The 20,497-nt window shown below is 49.3% G+C and carries 22 protein-coding genes; 17 read left to right on the top strand and 5 right to left on the bottom strand.

Features of this window, described 5'->3' with window-relative positions:
• Position 1 precedes the first annotated feature (1 nt).
• The 4 genes from UNDYM_RS25310 to UNDYM_RS25295 all read left to right on the top strand — a co-directional run bounded on the left by UNDYM_RS25310 (position 2) and on the right by UNDYM_RS25295 (position 3,584).
• Positions 2-655: a DUF882 domain-containing protein gene (locus UNDYM_RS25310; RefSeq protein WP_162043600.1), complete on the top strand. Its 654-nt coding sequence runs from the start codon at positions 2-4 to the stop codon at positions 653-655.
• A gap of 4 nt (positions 656-659) precedes the next feature.
• Complete coding sequence (locus UNDYM_RS25305) at positions 660-1,754, top strand: hypothetical protein (RefSeq protein WP_162043599.1); 1,095 nt, start codon at positions 660-662, stop codon at positions 1,752-1,754.
• A gap of 538 nt (positions 1,755-2,292) precedes the next feature.
• Complete coding sequence (locus tag UNDYM_RS25300; RefSeq protein ID WP_162043598.1) at positions 2,293-2,544, top strand: hypothetical protein; 252 nt, start codon at positions 2,293-2,295, stop codon at positions 2,542-2,544.
• Between the two features lie 38 nt (positions 2,545-2,582).
• A complete protein-coding gene (locus UNDYM_RS25295; protein ID WP_162043597.1) occupies positions 2,583-3,584 on the top strand; it encodes an HNH endonuclease in 1,002 nt (333 codons plus the stop codon).
• Positions 3,585-3,899: 315 nt separating this feature from the next.
• Here the strand turns inward: UNDYM_RS25295 and UNDYM_RS25290 are convergent, their stop codons facing one another.
• Entirely contained in the window at positions 3,900-6,149 is a 2,250-nt protein-coding gene (locus UNDYM_RS25290; protein WP_162043596.1) for a DotA/TraY family protein, read from the bottom strand.
• Positions 6,150-6,232: 83 nt separating this feature from the next.
• Positions 6,233-6,760: a hypothetical protein gene (locus UNDYM_RS25285; protein ID WP_162043595.1), complete on the bottom strand. Its 528-nt coding sequence runs from the start codon at positions 6,758-6,760 to the stop codon at positions 6,233-6,235.
• Positions 6,761-6,937: 177 nt separating this feature from the next.
• On the opposite strand from UNDYM_RS25285, the gene UNDYM_RS25280 reads away from it, so the two are divergent.
• The 13 genes from UNDYM_RS25280 (at position 6,938) to UNDYM_RS25220 (ending at position 18,686) form a co-directional block, all read left to right on the top strand.
• Positions 6,938-7,426: a hypothetical protein gene (locus UNDYM_RS25280; RefSeq protein ID WP_162043594.1), complete on the top strand. Its 489-nt coding sequence runs from the start codon at positions 6,938-6,940 to the stop codon at positions 7,424-7,426.
• Positions 7,426-8,052 (top strand): hypothetical protein, encoded by a 627-nt coding sequence (locus UNDYM_RS25275; RefSeq protein WP_162043593.1) that lies wholly within the window; start codon positions 7,426-7,428, stop codon positions 8,050-8,052. Before UNDYM_RS25280 ends, UNDYM_RS25275 begins: the two co-directional genes overlap by 1 nt.
• Before the next feature lie 164 nt (positions 8,053-8,216).
• Positions 8,217-8,867, top strand: coding sequence for a hypothetical protein (locus UNDYM_RS25270; RefSeq protein WP_162043592.1), 651 nt, complete (start codon positions 8,217-8,219; stop codon positions 8,865-8,867).
• A gap of 14 nt (positions 8,868-8,881) precedes the next feature.
• Positions 8,882-10,051: a hypothetical protein gene (locus UNDYM_RS25265; RefSeq protein ID WP_162043591.1), complete on the top strand. Its 1,170-nt coding sequence runs from the start codon at positions 8,882-8,884 to the stop codon at positions 10,049-10,051.
• A gap of 16 nt (positions 10,052-10,067) precedes the next feature.
• On the top strand, positions 10,068-11,759 hold the full coding sequence (locus tag UNDYM_RS25260) for a hypothetical protein (RefSeq protein ID WP_162043590.1): 1,692 nt from the start codon (positions 10,068-10,070) through the stop codon (positions 11,757-11,759).
• A 43-nt stretch (positions 11,760-11,802) separates the two neighbouring features.
• On the top strand, positions 11,803-12,453 hold the full coding sequence (locus tag UNDYM_RS25255) for a hypothetical protein (protein ID WP_162043589.1): 651 nt from the start codon (positions 11,803-11,805) through the stop codon (positions 12,451-12,453).
• Positions 12,453-13,163, top strand: coding sequence for a hypothetical protein (locus tag UNDYM_RS25250; RefSeq protein WP_162043588.1), 711 nt, complete (start codon positions 12,453-12,455; stop codon positions 13,161-13,163). The genes UNDYM_RS25255 and UNDYM_RS25250 overlap by 1 nt, the downstream gene beginning before the upstream one ends.
• Positions 13,153-14,253, top strand: coding sequence for a M23 family metallopeptidase (locus UNDYM_RS25245; RefSeq protein ID WP_162043587.1), 1,101 nt, complete (start codon positions 13,153-13,155; stop codon positions 14,251-14,253). The genes UNDYM_RS25250 and UNDYM_RS25245 overlap by 11 nt, the downstream gene beginning before the upstream one ends.
• Before the next feature lie 94 nt (positions 14,254-14,347).
• Positions 14,348-15,334 (top strand): hypothetical protein, encoded by a 987-nt coding sequence (locus UNDYM_RS25240; RefSeq protein ID WP_162043586.1) that lies wholly within the window; start codon positions 14,348-14,350, stop codon positions 15,332-15,334.
• A 232-nt stretch (positions 15,335-15,566) separates the two neighbouring features.
• Positions 15,567-15,881, top strand: coding sequence for an HU family DNA-binding protein (locus tag UNDYM_RS25235; protein ID WP_162043585.1), 315 nt, complete (start codon positions 15,567-15,569; stop codon positions 15,879-15,881).
• A 570-nt stretch (positions 15,882-16,451) separates the two neighbouring features.
• Positions 16,452-16,922, top strand: a complete 471-nt coding sequence (locus tag UNDYM_RS25230; RefSeq protein WP_162043584.1) for a hypothetical protein — start codon at positions 16,452-16,454, stop codon at positions 16,920-16,922.
• A 12-nt stretch (positions 16,923-16,934) separates the two neighbouring features.
• Positions 16,935-18,149 carry a phospholipase effector Tle1 domain-containing protein gene (locus tag UNDYM_RS25225; protein WP_162043583.1) on the top strand — a complete coding sequence of 405 codons (1,215 nt, stop codon included), beginning with the start codon at positions 16,935-16,937 and terminating at the stop codon, positions 18,147-18,149.
• 108 nt (positions 18,150-18,257) lie between these two features.
• On the top strand, positions 18,258-18,686 hold the full coding sequence (locus UNDYM_RS25220) for a nuclear transport factor 2 family protein (RefSeq protein WP_197740954.1): 429 nt from the start codon (positions 18,258-18,260) through the stop codon (positions 18,684-18,686).
• 12 nt (positions 18,687-18,698) lie between these two features.
• Here the strand turns inward: UNDYM_RS25220 and UNDYM_RS25215 are convergent, their stop codons facing one another.
• Genes UNDYM_RS25215 through UNDYM_RS25205 form a run of 3 tightly spaced genes read right to left on the bottom strand, consistent with a single transcriptional unit; the run spans position 18,699 to position 20,473 of the window.
• A complete protein-coding gene (locus UNDYM_RS25215) occupies positions 18,699-19,157 on the bottom strand; it encodes a nuclear transport factor 2 family protein (protein WP_162043581.1) in 459 nt (152 codons plus the stop codon).
• Entirely contained in the window at positions 19,158-19,925 is a 768-nt protein-coding gene (locus UNDYM_RS25210; RefSeq protein WP_162043580.1) for an SDR family NAD(P)-dependent oxidoreductase, read from the bottom strand. It abuts the gene before it with no gap.
• The gene (locus UNDYM_RS25205) at positions 19,922-20,473 is read right to left on the bottom strand and encodes a DUF3833 domain-containing protein (protein ID WP_232063592.1); all 552 of its coding nucleotides are present in this window, start codon (positions 20,471-20,473) and stop codon (positions 19,922-19,924) included. The genes UNDYM_RS25210 and UNDYM_RS25205 overlap by 4 nt, the downstream gene beginning before the upstream one ends.
• Positions 20,474-20,497 lie beyond the last annotated feature (24 nt).

The following is a 20,497-nucleotide window of genomic DNA, read 5'->3' as shown; positions in this document are numbered from 1 at the left end:
AATGTACAAGCCGCCAGCCAATCTGGATACCAGCACAGTGCCGTCACCCAGACGTGATTTCCTGGCGAAATCCTTTGCTGTTGCGGCGGGGCTGATCCTGCCTGCCACGGTGGGCGCTGCCAATGTTGCAGCTGGGCAGTTGTTCAGGCCGGATTATTACTATCCAGAGAAATCTGGTGAAGGGCGCATATTGCGCCGTATTTATCTGACGCGCGAAGCCTCGAAGTGGCATGCAGCTGAACGGGCTGACTTCTTGCTCTGGGGTAAGGATGGCCGTATCGATGCCGAAGGCTACAAGCGCCTGTGTTGGTTTTTAAGGGATGTCAGGAGCAGCAGGGTAGTTCAGGTGGATATGCGCCTGGCAGCCTTGATTACAGCGGTGCAGAGCCATTTCTGGTTTAACCAGGGCATACATGGTTATTACCACCTGACCTCTGGTTATCGTTCCTGGGTCACGAATGACCAGACCGAAGGCGCAGCAGCAGATTCCGGCCATGTCTATGCTGGCGCTGCAGATGGCTGGCTCGATGGTGTCAGTGTCGAGGATCTCGCCGGTGCCGCTCTCAGCCTCAGGGCTGGCGGTGTTGGCTTATATAAAAAACGTGGGTTTGTTCACACTGATGTAGTGGGAAAGCCGAATTTATGGAAGGCATGATGTAATGCAAAAGAAACGCTTGGTAAAAAGTATGCTCATGGCGCTGGGTGTGTCGCTTTCCCTGTCTGCAATGGCAGCGACGGACTGGAAGAAAATCATGACATCGCGCGGCAACAAAGTCGTCAAGGATTTTTCTTCACCTTCCGGGTTTCGTGGCCTGGTCGTCGAGGCTGGCGGTGCCGAGAAGACATTTTATGTGACTGAAAACGGTGACTATCTTTTTTCAGGTGAGCTATTTGGTGAAGACGGCCTGCCCTTGTCACAAAAGAGTGTTGCGCCAAAGTCAGCGCCAGACTGGAACCGCATCATGCAGGGTAAGGGTAATAATATCGTCAAGGAATTCCGTTCTTCTTCCGGCTTCAAGGGCCTGGTGGTAGAACGCAATGGCAGCAAGAAAATATTCTATGTTACTGCCAACGGCAAATTCCTGGCGGCTGGCGAAGTCTTTAACTCTGCAGGTGGCTCCATCACCAAAATCGAGATGGCTGAGCAGGCAGGCGTCGCCCAGGCTGCGCCTGTTGCGGCCCCAGGATTGTCACCAACGCAGGCAAGCGAAGTCGATAAGACGGTTTCCGAGCAAAGCAAGATGCTCACCACCATCCGTGAGCTGGAAACTGTTCCTACTGAGTTCAAGAACAAGGTTTTTGCCGCAGCAGAAAAATCTACCGCATGGGTAGAAGAGGGCAGTGGCAATAACATCGTGTACGTGATCTTTGACCCTATCTGCCCGCATTGCCACAAAACCTGGGAAATGCTGCGGCCTTATGTGCAGCGCGGTCTCTTGCGCGTACGCTGGATACCGGTCATTTCATTAAGCGGTAATAATATGCAAAGCCCATCGGCGCAGATGGCAGCCTACTTTTTATTGAATCGCGGTGAAACCGATATCGTCGAAAAAATGTTCAGAAAAACCATCAAGTCGGTCGCGCCGGATGACAGGATGGCGCGGTCCTTGTCACAAAATCTGTTGTTCTTACGCGATACCAAATTTAGAGGAACTCCTCTGCTGATTTATCAGCGTGGTGGTGAACGCAATGCTTTCATTGTCCCTGAGCAACCTGAAGTAGAACAGATAGAGCGCATGATCAGAAAAAATTGAAACCAAATGTTTCCTGACTTTGGACCTTGCTGAAATATGAGGCTGCAATCTACATACTTGAGTAGGTATTCAGTGTTTGAATTGATGGAAAACAGGCTGACAGGGATGCCATGCAACTAGCGGCAATTGCGGCCTGAGTTCTGTTGAAACGATGGCTAAAATCGCCGCTGCTTCATAGCAGTATTTCAAGCAAAATCTCAAGTATTGTGAATGAGAAAGGAACAGTCATGAAGTGGTCTGCATGCTTGTTAATTACTTATTTTATTTTTTGTCAAGTGTGCTTGCAAATAGAAACAAAAGCAAAACCAGTTTGAACCTCGTGCTATAGGCTGAATATGGCCGCTAGGTTAAGATATGTGGCTTAAACGCTTGCCAAGATTCATGAATAGTTATTATTAATCTACGGCAACTCCTGTCTTTTTAAGCTAAATTTAAACAAGCGAGTCAGCATTTTTCATCATGTGGACATTCTTCTCTGCAACAATGAAGGGCCCATGGAAATGAAGGCGGCAAGAAAAAAAGACAGTGTGAGGTAGAAATGGTTTACTTTTGGATTTTGGTGGTCGTGTTGCTTTGTCTTGTTGTATATGCCTTCGATCAGCAATCTGAACTTGATCCAGAGGCGACCAGGCCGCAAAAATTGTTTGCACGCATAGTTGTCTGGTGCTTGCGTTCCTTGCGGCAGTTAGGACGGAACATCGTACATGGATTCAAGACGGATGTAACAGGTTGGCGCTCCGGTGCCAGCTTGAAGAAACAGACTCAGCAAAACCCGGAACAGAAAGATTGATATTGCGTTTTAGTTTGGAGCATTCAGTGGACGAAATCATGAATGAGGACTTGAAATCTTCAGAAACCGCAGCTCAGCCACTGACCAAGTGGGCGGACCTGTCGATGCACACCTTGCGTATGGTGGTGGCCTATGACCCTGATACGCAAAGCAAGCGCTTGTGCTTACTCGGCCCCTTGTCACTGGCGCAGCGCCGGATTCTGGGGCGTGAAGACTTCTATGAAGAGCAGGGACTGCTGTTCAGGGATGAATTGAATTTTGGCCTGACGCAACTGGCTGCCATATTCCCGTATGTCCGCGTAGTCAACAAGCAGGCCAGTGAAATTGGTGTGCTTGTCAGTGAATTGCCTGCCTTGCAGCAGGAATTGAAAAAAATGGCGGCCCTGCGTCCGACTATCGTCACTACCGCTTCGAGCGCAGAAAACCTGTTGCAGGTGCCCTTGAGCCGTCCAGTACTGTCTGTAGAGCCTGTCCCATTTTCCAGCCGTTTTTCCAGTGTCCGCAGCTATCTTGGTCACGCAGAATTTAACCGTCTCAAGAAAGCGATTTTTGTCCGGGCCGGGTACCGTTGCGAGATCTGCCTGGAAAATGGTTTTGAACAGGGTCATCAACACCCGGTTGAATGTCATGAAGTGTTTGAATATGACGAAGCCAGGGGAACGCAAAAAATTACAGCCCTGATGAGTTTATGTCCTCGTTGCCACTCGGTGAAGAATATAGAGCTGAGCAGGGCCAAGAGTGATGAAGAATTTGAAGCGGCCATGACGCATTTGGCGAGAATTAATGGCTGGAGCAAACCGCAGGCGCAGACGTATTACCAGCATGCCCTGCATATATGGAAAGAGCGGTCCAAAAAGTCCTGGGAATTGAATCTGGATTTGCTTGATGGCACAGGCTTGCAGTTTCCCGGGGAGGACAACCAGGTGGTAAAGCGCCCAAAGCGGGGACGTGAAGTCGGCTCCAAGCTGCCTTTTCTATCCCAGCTCCCACTGAACAGCATGAAATTGTTTTCTATAGCGGGTGCCCAGAAAGAGGGTTGAATTTTTTGGATTGCAGGTGAATTTGTAAAACGCCATATACAGTTCTTTGGCATGTATATGGCGTTTTTGTTTTGCTGGAAGATTTGGCCTGATTTACCCATAAGAATTTCATTAAATTAACAGTGATTTCTTAAGGTACGAACCTGTACGCAGTCACAAATACGCATTTCAGATCGACGAGTTTGCAGCGCAGGTTTCGCAAGACTGTTGTGCCAAAGTCTTTATCGTTATTGGCCAAAACACCTGAATTGAATATGCCATCCTTGCCCATGCTATAGCGGGAGCAGGGATGGCATTTTGCGCATGATGAAGCGCTTACTGCGCTGAGGATACTACGCTGCCGCGTTTGGCAGCCATCTTGCCACCAACCCCTTTGACAACCTGACCTACCCCTGCTGCTGCCTGACTGCCGGCACCATCAACGCCCTGATGGATATTGCCTGCCATTGATTGTGCTTGACTGCCGACAGAGTCACTGCCACCTATCCAGCGCATGATATTGTCCGGTCCGGTATTGATGATGCCAAACACAGTAATAATCATTTTGGTAGTGATGCCCGAATACAGTATCAATGTCCCAAGTAAAGTCATGATGCCTACCATCGAGCCTTCTGTCATATTCGAGATTGATTGAAAGAAGCCTTGATTGACGACAGTCATGATAGGTTTAATCAACAGCATGGCGGCAAACAGGAAGATAACCATCAATGCGGGACGTACCAGGATAGACAAGACAAACATGTAGCCCGGTGAGCCACGGCCAGCAATATCGTGTCCTTCCGGATGCATGTGCGCAATTGCCCAAATTGGCGCTGCAATGACAGCCTCAACAAAGGAGATTAACCACCAGGCGACACCAGAAACCCAAAATACATAGGGGAGCATGGGCAATATTATTCCAAGGAACATGCCCATGCTCAACATGATCCCTGTCAGGGCTGCCAAAATAATCGACATGGTGGTAGCGTTGCCAGATTTTTCACCGGACGGCAAGGCACCAGAACCTTGTACCAGCATGATTTCCCCTGCCACGATGGCAGTATCGCCAATTGACTTCAGCTGTATCAGGGGATCCAGGCCATTTTTCCCAATTTCGCCTACCATGGCGAACTTCAACATACCTGTGGAAATGCCATCAGTGATGCTATTCCAGGTTTTTCTGATATCGAATATATCGAACTTTGCTGGAGTGTTACTCTCTATCTTATTCGCAAGGTCATTTGTTCCGATGATAGTTTGCTGGATATTGTTCAGAAAAACAGAGAACGCGGAATTCTGACTCTCGTTCTGCATACCGGCAATATTGGGGATGGTATAAGCGGTAGAAATCGAGGAATTGATCACATTTTGAATGGCATTATTCAAGTTGCCGATCTTCATGTAAAAAGAACCGGCATGTAGCCATCCTGCGTCTTCCATTTTTGCCTGCATCTGACTTACCCATAAAGCCTGGATGGAGCCATTTTTTAACAAAATTGATTTCATGTGCAACTGAATTTTTGCTATCAAATCTTTTTCGTATTGCAGCTGGATGTCTGAAAGCGTGCTTTGATACGTGTTGCCCGGAAGCATCGCAACTTTGGAGGCATCCGTTGACAGTAGCAAGGCATCAGCCATCGCTATGAGATCCGGATTCTTGAGCATGTTGGCAATAATTATTCCATGCTCCTCACGCATTTTTGCTTCGAATTTTAACTTGTCCGCATCGTTAAACAAATTGACGGCTTCAAAACCGGTTACGTTGAATTTTGAGGCTGGCTGACCGTCAGTATCTGATAGCAATGTTGTGCAGCCTGTCTCACTAGAGAAGAAATTGTCGCAACCAATCAGGGTGTTTTTTGCATTGGCCAGCTTCGTTATCAGGCTCGAAGCACTCCACTGTATGGTGCCGCAATAGCCCGCACTACCGGCGTCTTGGGATCCTTCGGCGGCGTAAATAATTTTTCCGTCTGGAATATTAACATTCGGAGTGATTTTCATACCGTACATATCACCGGCCTGCTTGCAAGCTACCATCAGGAATACTTGTTTTGCAGTTTTATTTGGAGCAAGAAATGGGGGCGCAATAGAGGCTTGTTCACCGATATTCTTATATGCAGTCTTCCAGATTGTGCTGCCCAGTCCAACTGCCTGTAATCCAGCCCAGATCAGTACTACTTGCAAGAAAGAATAACCTGCAACCGTTGGCAGCAACATCGCCATGCCGCCAGCAGTACGTAATGGAACCATCATGGTGTCCCATTTTTTGCCCAGCCACTCTCCGTCCTTGGCAGTATGTACCGCCCCACCAATATAAGTGTAGGCCATGATAATCATGCCAATGACCAGAACGCCAGCATTCATGGTGCCTAGCAAACTGGAAAGGATGTGAGTACCGTTGGAGGCTATATTGCCGTTATAAATATTTTTTACGACGTCGCCGAAAACGTACCTCAGGATCATTATCGAATAATCCTCGTCTCCTTTGGTGGGTACCCAGAAATTACCTGCATAAGCACTCGTCACCTGAAAGAAATATAAAAGTGGAAGCACGGCATATTTGCTAAAGTGTTTTGGTATCCGCATGGTTATCTCTTTAATGGCTGAATGCAGTTGGGCGACTCTGACAATGTTCTTGCTGGAATGGTTTAAATCATCCCTAAGTACTTTTAAATCGGTGTAATTCGTTTTCTCTTGCGTGCCGTGGCGGTCGGCATACCCGGTCGGTCCGAAGGCAGGTGAATGGCTGGCGTCAAATCCATAGCCTGACTAAAGGCTCGTTCGTGATAGCGTTTCTCGGTTTCACTGAGCACTTTTTCACTCGGTTTCTTATTCAATTTCTTGCCTGGGTTTCTGGGGTCATCATTCGCATCAAGAACTAATACCGGTTTTGCTGTCGGCACCCCATTCAACGTTAAATGCGGCTGGTTTAACGGGATGGCATTTGCATTGTTCGTATTAGGCTGGTTGTACAACTCTGCAGCCATATCTGCGGCATGCAAGGCGTGCGCTACCAGTACACCACCTACCGGACCCAGCATGATGTCGGCAACATGATGGGCTGCCTCTATCATTTTATGTTTTTGCAAATTGTCGCTAAATTCATCCGTTGCCTCGGCTTCGGATGTTGCTGAATTTACATTTCTTAATGTTGACTTATTGTCCAAAATTACCGCCATTAAGTTTTTTACTTTCACTTTTTCAATTATTAATGATAACCTGATGGTAAAAACTCGACAAGTAAAATAATATTTTTAAAAAACTTATTGCTTATAAAGGTTTTTTGAAACAAAGTAAAAAGTACAAGGGTATTTTCTTTAAATAATTCTGTAGTTATAATGCGTCAGTGTTGTATTTTCTGGCATGGATAATATATGGTTGATTTAACAAGTAAAGGCTTGGAGACGTACTGGAGCGAAGTGTCGCCCGGTGCGCCGTATATTATTGGCGCGATGGATGCTACCGAGGATTGGGTGCTGGATGGTGATGCATCCATGGATGATGAGTTGGCAGTACTGGTGACATCCATGCCAGCCATGCTGGCCCAGGCTGTGCAGTCTGGACAAAAGGCGGCTTTCATCAACGACTTGCTGGTTGTACTCGCCTATTTGCATTCGTCCAGGGCCTTGCGCTTGGTGTATTGGCTGGAAACCGGATTTCCTGAAATTGAATTTAATTTCCTGCATGAGGCGCAGCGTCTGTATGAGCAGGGTGGTGTGACTGCTATTGACCGGGTGGCTTTCAAGCTCATGATGGACAGATTGCGCTTCGCACGGAAGACAGCGCTGTTGCAAACGGTATTTGCACCTGAGCGACTGGCTGCAGTGAAGGCTGCCATTGAACGGCGCGTGCGGGTGGCCTGATGAAATTCATTTCTCAAAAATTACTGCTGTCAGTCTGGTCATTAATAATGGCATCGTTGATGCTGATGCCAGGTATCAGTGCTGCTGACAGCATGTCCGGCGTGGGCGATCTGACCATTACCACGCTGGATGCAAGCGCACAAAAAACCTTGGAGCTGAATGGGGTCGTGGGGGCAAATCAGACAGAGCTGGCAGCAATTGATCCCTGTGCCACAAAAGCAAAAGATTCTCTGACAGAGGGGCAGCAGCACATGGCCCGTTCCATGACATACAGTGATTCAGTCAAAAAACTGAATGACAGCGTGAACGCCTGTCTTGACAATATACAGACCATTTCTGCGGTGTTTAACTTGCCAACCAGTTTCAGTTTTACACAAATGTTTGAAACAATACTCAAACAGTTGATGGAAAAACTGGTGAATGAAGTCATCATGAAAATATGTGCTGCTGCGACTGGGGCATGGAATTCTGCCGTTGGTAATGCTATCAATACGCTTAATACGGGTATCAATCAATCAGGTATCAATACTTTTGGCAGTGTTGTCGTTGTTGGACCTGCGCCGCCTGGCCCGGCACCTGCAGCACCCGCGCCAGCTAGCCCCCCGTCCGCGATACCAGGCTTGTAATTTGCGCGGCGCTTGTGTTGGGCGGGATAGAAAAGACAGTATAAAAGTAGAGTAAATAAACGAAGTAAATGAGCGAAATAAATAAGCAACATAAATAGGCAGAATAAACAGGATGTATGCGCTTGAGCAGCTCAGACAATGATACGAAAGCAAGGAGCTTAGTGATGCGGGAAATTGTGAAAAATGTGATGTGCCGTTTGTTGATAGTCTCTGTCGCCATCATGCCAGCCATGGTAAGGGCAGACAGTGTCTCGACTGTGGGTGCAGTGGGCTCGGTGGATTCCAGCCTGGTGATACTGGATGCGAATACGCAAAAAAACATGCGTGCATCAAATGCACTGGGCACCAGTGAAACCAAGGCCAGAACGCAAAAAAACTGCGGCAATGATATGGACGACGCCATCAACAAGTCGTCGAGAAACATGGCAACTGCGGCGGCGCCGGGCGACCCTGTCAAGCGTTTCAACGACTCCATCAATTCCTGTCTCAACAATATCCAGTTGATTTCAGTGGCTTTCAATCTGCCTACCAGTTTCAGTTTTACGGCGGCATTTGAAGCCATCCTGAATCAGCTCATCGACAAGCTGGTCAACGACATCATCATGAAGATATGTGCAGCGGCCACCGGGGCGTGGAATAGCGCAGTCAGCAATGCAGTCAGTACTGTCAACTCGGGTATCAACCAGTCAGGCGTGAATACCTTTGGCAGCTTCGTCAGTGTCGGCAGCGGGCCGTCCAGCCCGCCACCTGTGTATTCGCCAGCGCCGCCACCTGCTGCGCCCGCCCAGTCTCAATCGACTATTCCTGGCTTATGAGTAAAGGTTAAGCGATGAAAAATCTGAATAAAAAATTCGTGGCGATTGCAGTGTCATGCGCCCTTGCTGTACCAGTCACATTAATTCCTTTGCGTGCTGATGCCTGTTGCGGTGACGGTGTGGCTGCTGCGGCAGGTGCGGTTTCTGCAGGTGCTGCAGTAGTTGCCGCAGTGGAGGCTGCAGCGGTCGCAGTGATTGCCGCCATGACTGAACTCGTCGAATTGCAAATCCTGCCTGAAATCTGGGGTGCCGGTGCCAAGGTCAAGGCTGCCGTTGAAATGAATGGCGCGAGAGCCAAGGTACTGGCAGAAGGCAAGATTGCCGTTGATGGTGATATCAAGATCAATGAAGCCGCTGCGATCGCCTTGCTGAATATCAAAGACCCCATGCTCAATGGTCAGCGCAATTGCTATGACCTGGCCTCATCCACGACTCTGGGTTCTGCTGTGGGCGGTGTTTCACCAGACTCGCAAAGCGTGCAGGAAAAAGTTAACTACTTCCGCAACGGTGCGCCGGATATTCGTGCAGAGATGGCCAAGCGCTATCAGGACGACATGATTTATCTGGAAAACAGTGCAGAAGGCAAGCGTTATTACCAGGCACCGGTCAATGCTTCCAAGACGGTATTGGCATCCGCTGACAAACCACTGGACGATGCAGGCCTGATTGCAGCATCACGTTTTGCGGTCAACGTAGTGGGTGAACCGCCGAATACGCCAAAGAATGTCGATGAAATTTCCAAGACTGCCGCAGGCAAGCAATGGCTGTCAGCCAATAATACTTATGCTGCAAGGGCTTCCGTGCCATTGGCGACGATGGAAAATGGCGCCCTGATGCGCAAGGTCGATCCCAGCCTGACACCAGATTCCATGGGCCTGGTTGCACCTGGTATCACAGCCTTGTCGCCTTTGCAGGCCATGAAGTTGTTCGTGGAAAACCGCTTTGTCGATCAGTCCTGGTATCTGACCTTGTCGCAATACAATACCAATGGTCTGTTGCGTGAGCTGAACAAGATGATGGCATTCAAAAGCTGGATGGATTATCAATCCTATGTGCAGCAGGAAAGGGTGGAGCAAAACCTGGCGACACAGGTTGCGATCCTCAATGAAATTGCCGTGAGCATGAATCCGAATTACGCGAAGAATCGTGAAATGGCTCTGCGCTCCATTGGTACAACTCCTTAATCGCATACAAAGAGCGATGACATTCATGTGGACTTATTTCAATAAACAAAAATCGCAAAAGCATCCCGCCGCCAGGAAGAGTGGTTTGCGGCGGTATGCTCCGTTCTATTTGAGTTTTTTGTTGTTGTCCCTGTTCTTTATTTCGCAGTCGGCCAGGGCTGGTGTCTGCGTTTATATGGGCTACACTATCTGCGAGATCTGGTCGCCGGATATGCTGCTTGCCATATCTGAATCCACATCATTGATCATCGCAGCCATCTCTGCCGCGGTTTCTGCCGTGACTCTTGCCGCTGCTTCGCTGGTTAACTACCAGGTATTGCCTGAGACCTGGGGCGCAGGTGCAAAAGTAGCTGCTGCTTTTGAACTTGGCGGGGCGCGCAATAAAGTCGAGAATGATGGCGAAGCGGCCATGTTGCAGGGCAAGTCCTTCCTGTATGGAACGCAAGTTGGCCTGCCCGGCAGCACTCCCCGTGGTCCGGAAGAAGCCGTTGCTGCTACCCTGATCAAGGGAGTCGGCACGAATATGCCTACCAAGGTCTGCAATGAGCTGGTTGCACAAACGCAGGTCACGCCCCTGGTTTCTTCCGGCACGGCGATAGCGGCTGATGCAATGAATACCCGCCTTGTCAATAGCATGCGTACTTCAAGGATGGCAGATGCCGAGGCAAGTTATCTGCGCCATTCCACGACTTATTGCAGCATGTCCGATGTATTTAACGGTATTTGCGAAGCTGCCGCAGCCGATCACCTGCAGAATCTTGATGTCATGCCACCTGGTTATACCAGGACTGGTGAGGCGAAGACCACCCAGCTGTCAGAAGAAGAAAAGCGTGCGGCCATGGTATGGTCAGAAAACGTCATGGGCATGGGTAATTATCCTGCCACTGATTACAACGAAGACACTTACAATTCCGACACCAGGAAAGCTTTTTCAGGTAGTAATGATGTCATACAGGCGCGCATGAGCACCGTGGCTCACTCGCTTAATTCGCAGATCGCCCGCCGCAGTAAAGTGGTGGTGGCGTTCAATGCAGACAATTCAGCGCGTGCCGACGTGGCCAATCAGATTGCTGACGCTAATCCCAATCTTGATCCATCTTCAACAACGACAGGCTCGCCAGAGACGCAGGCACGCTGCGCCGCCAGTGCCGATTTCGCCAAATATGAAGCCATGGGTAAGGCAGATGTGAATGCCGCCATCAATAATTCCTTTGCCAACGGTGACTCTGGAACCCCTTTGCTCAATTTTGGTATTTCCCGCTCTGCCTGGCATTACTATGCCTATGTAGAATCAACCAAGAATCCGCGTGCCGTCAGCCCGGCTCATTACTATGGCCTGTATCAGATGGGTGCTGGCGCACTGGCCGACGTAGGCATGAGCGGGCTCTTGCCTGAGCAGGTGTTTGATCCCTACCAGAACGGTATCGCCGCTAAAAAATATGCGATCGCCAATATCGCAGCTTTCAGCAGCACTTTCCCGCAAGGGGTGAAAGGTGTGCCGCCGGTGTTTGTCCTGTACGGCATGCACAATATGGGCGCTGCCGGTTTCAAGCAGATTTACGACAATATCACAACAGGTGCGCCTTTATCTACAGCCAGGAAAAAAGCTATCCAGGGCAATATGAGTCCGCGTGTCCCGCTGGAGCAGATCAATGGTCAGATGTATTGGGAATTCTGGCGCAAGAAATTTGGCATCAATGCTTGCTGATGCCGGTCATGTAAAAGAGAAACAGAGAAGACCTGGTGAAACCATGAAAAGAAGTGTGCTCACAATTACCCTGACTGCGGTGCTTGCGGCAACTGCAACTGCCCATGCTGCAGATGTAGTCAAGCTGGGGCAGGAAGCAAAATCGGCCGCAGGTGTCGAAAAAATCATTGCCCTTGCTGACAGTGGCAAGGATACCTATTGGGTGTCGAGTTTTGTCCGTGACGGTAATTGCCCTGAGAAGTCAGGCAAGTGTAGTAATGATGCGATTAATGTGCGCGGCCCTGGTGGTGTAGCCAGTATCGCTGTGGAAGACGCCAGCGGGGCTGGTGGATTTTTTTCGCAGACAAAAAATCAGGTAGCCGTGGTTTTGCTTCCCGCAAATAAAGGGGGCTATATGTATGCATCTGCAGAAATCTTTATCTTCGGCGCAGACAAGAAGCCTCAAAGCGTACTCAAGACTGCTGAAGTACTGTTGAATAACCTCGAAGGTGCCGCGTGCCAGGGCAAGAAGCTTTGTGCCGACAGCAAGCTTTCCGCCAGCTTCCCTGTTTCGGTCACGCCAGATTACCCGGATGTGGTTTTGCGCCAGACAGGAACGGCAATGAACCGGTCTGGAACGGCACTGGAAAAACTCGACCGGACTTTTTCATTTACTTTTGATGCCAAGGCCAGGCAATACATTGCCAAACGATGATGCGGCTGTTTTTCAATTATTTGTTATTTACCCTGGCTTGCCTTGCTGCTGGTGTCGTGCAGGCGCAAACCAGCCTGGGGAGTGAGCCTGCAGAAGACAGTCCCTGGTTTTCGTTTTACATGATAGAAAAGTCGGCGAAGAATCGGGCTGACGCGAACAAGATATTCTCCATGAAGGAGACGGATGCCGTAAAGAAAATCGATACCTCGCTGGCCTATGCCTATCCCAAGATGGCGGTGTTGCGTCCTGCTGGCATTATTGCCAGTGAGCCGGACAAGCGCTATGCCATGATCTACAAGAAGATGGCGTGGTATGCGGCAAATGACCAGGTGGTATCAGCGCAAATTTTGTTTTATACCGCCGTCCGCCTGAAACAGGCTGACCAGAATAAGGGTGTGGCACTTGATTTGCCTTACCTGACCTTGCATCACTTTATTTATAACAGTATCTGCGTTGACACTTCACATGACAGTGAGTACGACCAGACAGTATGCAAGACAGTGCAGACAGCAGCAAGCCGTGCGCAGAGCGAATTACGCAATGAGAAAATCAGGCAATACCTGAACTGGGCAGCATTGGGCCTGGGATTTGAAGACAAGATCGCTTATGAGGCCGGAGTATTTTTGATGGAGCGCGAAAATCCCACGCGGAATGAAAAAGACACGATTAAGTCCATACTAAAACCATTGTTGAAAAAAAATGCAGGCTAAATTTAATCTCAGACCCTATCTGCTGGCGACAGCAGTCTGCGCGAGCTTGATGACGCAAAACCTGGCGTCGGCAAGCACTTGCCTGCAAACTGTCATCAAGTCGGGACAACTGGTTGTCAGCAGCCCGTTTGGCTGGCGCTTTGATGCCAATCCTAATGGCCGTGGCAAATGGCAGTTTCACTATGGTACGGACTTTTCAAAAAAAGTACTGACCGACCCCATGGTAGTAGCACCGCTGGATGGCACTTACCGCTCTTTTCCAGGTACTGCTGGTTGTGGCAATATGGTTGTCATCAGCCAGCCAGATGGTTTTGCCACCAAATTCTGCCACCTGAAAAGTTTTGAACCTGACGCCAGCGGCAAGGCCAGGCTGAATGGTTCCAGCATCAGTGTCGGTGACAAGATAGGCGTACCGTCGAACACCGGTATCCTGCCCAATCCCGAACATATCCATCTGGAAGTGATCACCAAAGGTGAGGCCAGCAGCACCAAGGCCTGGCGTATACCGCCACCGTTTTGCGGTGGTGTTTCATTTACCTATCAGGCCGCCGTCGATAAACCAGAGAGAAAGCCACCCCTGAGCCTGGTACGTCCGGCTGGCGTGACAGACAGGGATGTTTTTGGCGCAGCCACACCTAATTTCGACAAAGAGTTTTACGACAAATATCTGGCGCAGAATGCCACGACGGGAACGGTGCCCAGTTCGTCCGTTGCTGTTCCCAATCCTGTTGCCAATGTGGATGCTGCCAAAATCGCCAAGTCTGGTGATAATGCATCGCAACAACCACCTATGCCCGCGCCTTTGCTTGCGGAAGAAATGTCATTTTCTGAAATGATAGTTGGTGAGGCGAAGAAGCGCTTTGGTTCTGAACAGTGGTATTCCGAACTCTCACTCAAGGGAGAGCTGCCTTTGTACTATGAGTTGGCAGTCATGACGGCGTACCAGATCTATATGCAGTATCAAAAACAGGAAGTTGCCGAGAATATAGTGCAGTTGTCTGCCACCAGGACAGCGCTGCTCAATGAACTCGCTATCCAGATGAAAACCAAAAAATTGCGTGAACCTGCATTGCGCAGTATTTCACCTTAATGCCTGATACTTTTGTGAACCCGGTATCGATGAAATGAACGCGCGCCCTCATCAGTCTGAGCAAAGAAAATACTGCATACACCAGGTAGCAATCATGTCTTTGTTGCTTGGCATGATATGGCCTGTTTGTGTTCAGGCCCGGCAAGTCAACGACCTGACACAGATGGACAGTCCCGGCGCAAATAAAACCGCCACTGAACAGAAAAAAGCGCAGAGTGGCCCGGGCAGCGCGCCAAAATTGAGAGCCGAGGACAGCAAAAAATATCAGGCGGCCGTTGCCGGCATGAAAGGCAAGAATGGCGATGAAATCCTGAAAGCCATGCAGACAGCGAATGCTGAAAAACTGGCGAAGATGTCTCCTGAAAGACGAAAGCAGATTGAGGATTATCAAAAAAAATATCAGTCCGAGCTGAAGGCCGGTGACGCCAGTCCTCAATATAAATCGCTGGATGCCGCGATGGAGAAATTGCAAATGCACTTGTTGGGACTGGATCGTGGTGATGGCAAGAGAATGACTGTGCAGCAAAAAACATATTTTGAGCACAGGGAAGCGCAGATACGGCAAAAATACTTTGACCCGGCCAGTCGTGAAAAAAACCGGCGCATGCAGGATGAGTCATCTGCTTACCTCAAAGCCAATCTTGACAGGCAGGCAGACTATGCCAAAAATTTTGAATCAGCCGGTCTCAAGACTGAGCAGACCAAAGCTGCGCCATTGCCCATGGATGTCTTGAAATCGAACTGGCTGGTGCGCAAAATGGCAACAGAAGAACCGGCGGCGTTGATGCCCAGGGCATCTGCTTTGCCGCCAGCAAACGCAGGCTTGATAAAAGCGCAGATGGACGACTTGTCACTGCAACTGAGGTCAAACAAGAGCATGACAGTATCCCAGCGCTATGGCCCGGATGCCCGTACAGTCAGTGAGGCAGATGGCAAGAGCAAGTTGCAGGAACTGGCACGCAATGGCAACGCAGTTGCGCCTGCCGCGGCTATGCCTTTGCCTGGCCCCGGCACGGCAGATAAAAATAAGGCGCAGCCAGAAATGCCTGCGCGCAAAGCGTCACCTATCCCTGGCCTTTAATGCTTGCTCGCTATGAGCTGCGCAATAGTGTTTTTTGACGTCATGACCCTCTTTCCGGCTTGTCATTGAGCGGCAATTTCTGCAGACGGCTGCCTGCCAGCCCGTTTTTCCTTCCGTCCAGCCCGTTTTGACTTTCAATTTATGAAGGCATATTATAGCTTTTTAGAAAATCGGCAGTTGTTGACTGCAAACCAGGCAGTTAATCGCTGTTATAAGAAAGCTTTCATAAAAAATGACAAAACACGACATCGTCGAGCGTATTTACAGCAAATATCAGGGTGATTTGACCAGGAATGTAGTAAAAGACATCGTCAGCTTCGTCTTTGACGAGATAGTCCGGGAGATGGTAGAAGATGGTGAAGCCAAGATCAGCCGTTTTGGCACCTTCAAACTTGCTGAAAGAAATGCCAAACAGGCCAGGAACCCACGCACAGGCGAGCCTGTCATGATAGAAGACCGCAGGGTTCCCAAGTTCAAACCCAGCCGTTATCTGCAGAACAAGGTTAATAATCTGCCCGTGGATGATATAAAGGAAGAGGACGATTAAGCCCGGATCAGCCTTGGCGCGACTCGCTTATTATTATAAAAAACGGATGCTGTGGCATCCGTTTTTTTATCTCTGTTTCCCTATCACGACTCAGCAAAATCCTGCGCCCAAACAGCACGGCCGCAGGAGGCGATTTCAGGGCAGTTTTTGCACAATCAATTCTTAAAATGTTTTTTTACTTTTATTCGTATATTTATTTGTAAAATAAAAAGCGTGGACGTATAATTATTGTCATCAAGTCTGTAACGCGATGTTGTTTTGCCTGTAAGTGATCAGATTCCGGAGCCATCAGTCATGTCGCCAGGTGTGGTGAAAACGCTGGCTTTATCCGCAATTCTGGATGTCGTTTTTCCTCAACTGCTAAGGAATTGCACTGTAACTTGGATTATTTTTGAAATTCTGATAATAATTCGTATGCAGCATATTTAATCGGTGTAATTCTGGCATGCATTTCTGCGGTTTCATCGCATGCGTTCTGTGCAAAGATGGGTAAAAATGAAACTCTCTAAACGAAATTTTGCAGGATTTTTGATGGCAATCGCTTTACAAACACAATTGGGATCTAGCGCAATGGCAAATGAAGATTTTCTGAAATTCTCCAAACATGATTTGAACATCCAGGTGTACAGCGCCAGTGATGTTGATGTCCTGTATGCAGGAACACCACACAAGCTGAGTGCAGGAAAACTGGCACCCGCGAAGACCGAGAAAGATCAAAACAGATACCCAAATTTTAAATCCGGGTCTTATATCACTTTTGCCGGACCGGTTGAAGTCAAATGGTCTGCAGCAGATGGCAGCAAGCTTTCTGCCAGCTTGAATCTGGACGACATTTTCAAGGACCGCAAGGTCTTGCATACAGATGATGTTAGCCGGATATACAAGGCCGACCCCATCTCCGGTGGTCAGCCTACTATCATTATTGAAGTGAATGACAGAACTTTGAACGTGTACATGTTCGTCACAATACGGCTCGAAAAAGATGAGGCGACACGCGATCATCACGACCACCGTACTTTGGCTTATTCAAAAACCTATTAACGGTACCATTCCATGACCGACCCTGTGAAATCTGATCCTGTGAAATCGGATGGCGTTGACGTAAGGCAGGCTACTCCTGCCCAACTGGCGACTTATACCAAGGCAGAGGAGCAAATCAATGCCTTTGAAGTGCCTCAGTTATATGACAGCAAGGATCCCAATTCGCGGGTTTTCGTGGCCCTGTTTGATGGCACAGGTAATGATGCAATTCATGATCCCAAGCATATAACCAATGTTGGTTTATTAAAGGATCAGATTGAGGCAGCGGCACAGGACAATCCACATATCGGCGGATATTACAAGGAAGGTCCGGGTACCCAGGGTGGTCTCAAGGGTACCTGGGATGGCGCCACTGGCGGCACTTACCAGGAACGCCTGGAAGCGATGTATGAGCAGTTCGATAATCAGGCGGCTGTCTGGCTGAAAGAAAATCCCGATGCCAAGATCAGCGTCGTTTCTGTCGGTTTTAGCCGCGGTGCCGAGCAGGCGGCAGGCTTTACACGGATGGTCGATGAAAGAGGTGTCCAGGACCCGAATGCCAGAAAGGTCGAAACCTATGCGCTGAGCCTGGGTCTGAAAGATGATAAGGTAATCTATACTGCGCCACCTTTGAAGGAGCCAGGCTCTATCCCTCAGGCACTGGCCATGTACGACCCGGTTGCGACGGGAGCACCAGAGCGCAAGGACAGGCGGCCTGCCGATTCAGTCATCAGCGGTTTGCAAATCAAGGCGGGCGATGAACATCGCTCCCTGTTCCCGGCAGATAACATCATTCCGCAGGGCCTGTCGGCTGACAAGCGTTTCCTCGGTGTGACGACTGCTGGCTGCCATAGCGACATAGGTGGTGGTTATGAGCTCAATGGCCTCTCAACACGTAACTTCAATCTGATGAGTGGTTACCTGAATGCCAGCCTGGGTTCAGCATTGATCATGAAGCGTGAAGTGCCGGTAGAGCCAGAGAAGAGTGTTATCCATGATTCTACTCAACACAAGTTTTTTTACCGCAGGGTAGAAGAACGCGGGATCACTCCCAAGCAAGACCCGGATGGTAAAGCAGTTGAACCTGTCGATAAGAAATTGCTGGAACAGTTCAGCGGCAGTATCAAGCCCATTACGGCCACGAGGCCAGGTGCCGACCTGAATGTATTGAGTGCAGATGACAGCCCCTCTAGTCGTTTGTTATCACGTACGCCTGAAGTCGCGAAACCTGTACAACCAAAACTGTAGACTGAAATTACAACAGCAAAAATACCCGCAGGCAGAATTTGGTCTAAGATCATTCCTTTTACATAAAGCCCGAAGCATACCGGGTTAAATCAACATAAAAGGATGACAATGAACAAGCTGCCCGACGCCGTTGCCGCTTCCCTGCAAACCTGGCATGAGATGATTGCCAATAAAGACCTGAGTGCCTTGCCATCCATCGTGCATGCAGATGCGGTCTTTCGTTCTCCCATGGCGCATCAGCCTTATGCCAGCGCCCAGGCAGTCGTATTGATACTGGGTACCGTCGTCAAGGTATTTGAAAATTTCACTTATCACCGCGAATTGTCTTCCGATGATGGTTTGAATATCGTGCTGGAATTCAGTGCCAATGTCGGTGACAAGCAGCTCAAGGGCATAGACATGATACGCTTTGATGCCGATGGCAAGATCGTCGATTTTGAAGTCATGGTCAGGCCCATGAGTGGATTGCAAGCGCTGGGCCAGGAAATGGGCGCAAGGCTGGCGCAATATTTGCCAGCGTATAAGGCAGGCAAATAAACTACTTGCACACTATTTGCGCGCCTGGTTTTTCAAAAAACGCATGAAGCTGCCCAGCACGGGCAGCTTTTCATACAATTCTTCTGCCGCATCCCAATAATCACGGTGAAAACTCACCCGGCCATCTTCCACAAAACGTATATGCGTGGCACCCCGTATGCATTGCGGTGCTGCATTGAAGTTTTTCATCGAAAATAAAAAATCCCAGACCAGAAAAGCGGTGTCACCCTGCAACACAGTAGAAGTAACGCGAAAGCGCGGCTCATGAACTTGCACAAACATGTGCTGGAAAACCTGGTTGATGGCAGGCAGGCCGCGCAGCTCATTGAATGGGTCTTTGAAATAGGCATCTTCAGTGTAGACATCTGACAAGTCCTGGCAGGCCGCCAGTGTGATGGATTCAAAGAAGCTGACGAGCTTATCCAGACTGGCCTGATGATCTACATGAACTGGTACATGGGCGTTGGACATTTATAAACCTGTGACTTTATGAACCAGATAAAAATAGCTGCGGTAAGGCAGTAGACGCGCCAGTCTTAGCCAGTTTGTAAAACGATGCGGGAAGTGGATATGAAAGTCCCCCCTTTGCATACCTTTGACGATAGCCACCGCTGCTTCAGGTGCACTGATCAATGCGGGCATCTTGAAGTCATTTTTCGCTGTCATCGGCGTTTCCACAAAGCCGGGATTAATCATATATACCGCGATATTTTTTGGCCGCACATCGAGGTACAGGGATTCACACAAATTGATGATGGCCGCCTTGGTCGGCCCATACACCAGCGCCTTGGGCAAGCCTGAGAGACCCGCAACTGAACCGACTACGCCTATGCCGCCACTGCCTTGCTTCAGCAACGCAGGCAGGACCACATCCAGGCATTGATAAACCCCGCGCAAATTAATGTCTATCAGTTGGTTAACTGCAGCCATATCAACACTGTCTGCCCGCATTTCATTGTAGCTACCTGCAACGATGAGTACCAGATCAATGCTGCCCCATTTTTTCATCAGGCCCGCATGGCAGGCCATGATGCTGGCATGATCACAGATATCCACTGCCACGGCCTCGGCCATGGGGTAGTCAGCCGCAATTTCTTCCAGCTGCGGCAGTTTGCGGGCAGACAGTGCGACCCTGGCGCCCAGGGTCAGCAACAACCTCGCCGTTTCTTCACCTATGCCGCTGGACGCGCCTATGATCCAGACACGTTTGCCACGCCAGTCGCGTATGACGGGGTTCATGGTGTGGTGCTGCTACGTTTGGTGAAGGAGAGAGTCACGCTGCCCAGCTCGACGCCAAACTTGCGCATGATGGCGCGGTTCAGCATGATCCTGTCGTCCATCAAGACCATGGTGTCATCAAAATCGACATTGTAAATGCTGCCATCGACGGGCAATGCCAATACATAATTCCAGTGCAGGGTATTGCCAGATACTTGTCCCTTCGCTTCGCCTATCACGTCGGCAGCAGTGCCGGTGAATTGATCATTGCCCACTTTCTTCAAGGTCCAGATACGTTTTTGCTTGCTGCCATCTGAGTAACTGAAGTCTTCATTGAGCGTACCTGTATCGCCTGACCACTGGCAATCCATGACTACGGTAAAGCGTTTGACGATCGCCCCCGATCTGTCCTGGAACATGCCCCAGGCATCAAGTTTGCCATTGAAATAGCTTTGCATGTCCAGCTTGGGCGTTTCATTGCGGTAGCGGCCAGGCTCGTACTGGCTGGCACAGGATGTCAGCAGCATGATCAGGCTGCAGAAAAATAATCGGTAAGTTTGCTTGAACATAGGCTTTCCTGAAGTGATTGCTCT

The organism is Undibacterium sp. YM2, from assembly GCF_009937975.1.
GTDB lineage: Bacteria > Pseudomonadota > Gammaproteobacteria > Burkholderiales > Burkholderiaceae_D > Undibacterium.
This window is presented reverse-complemented; position numbering and strand designations above follow the sequence as displayed.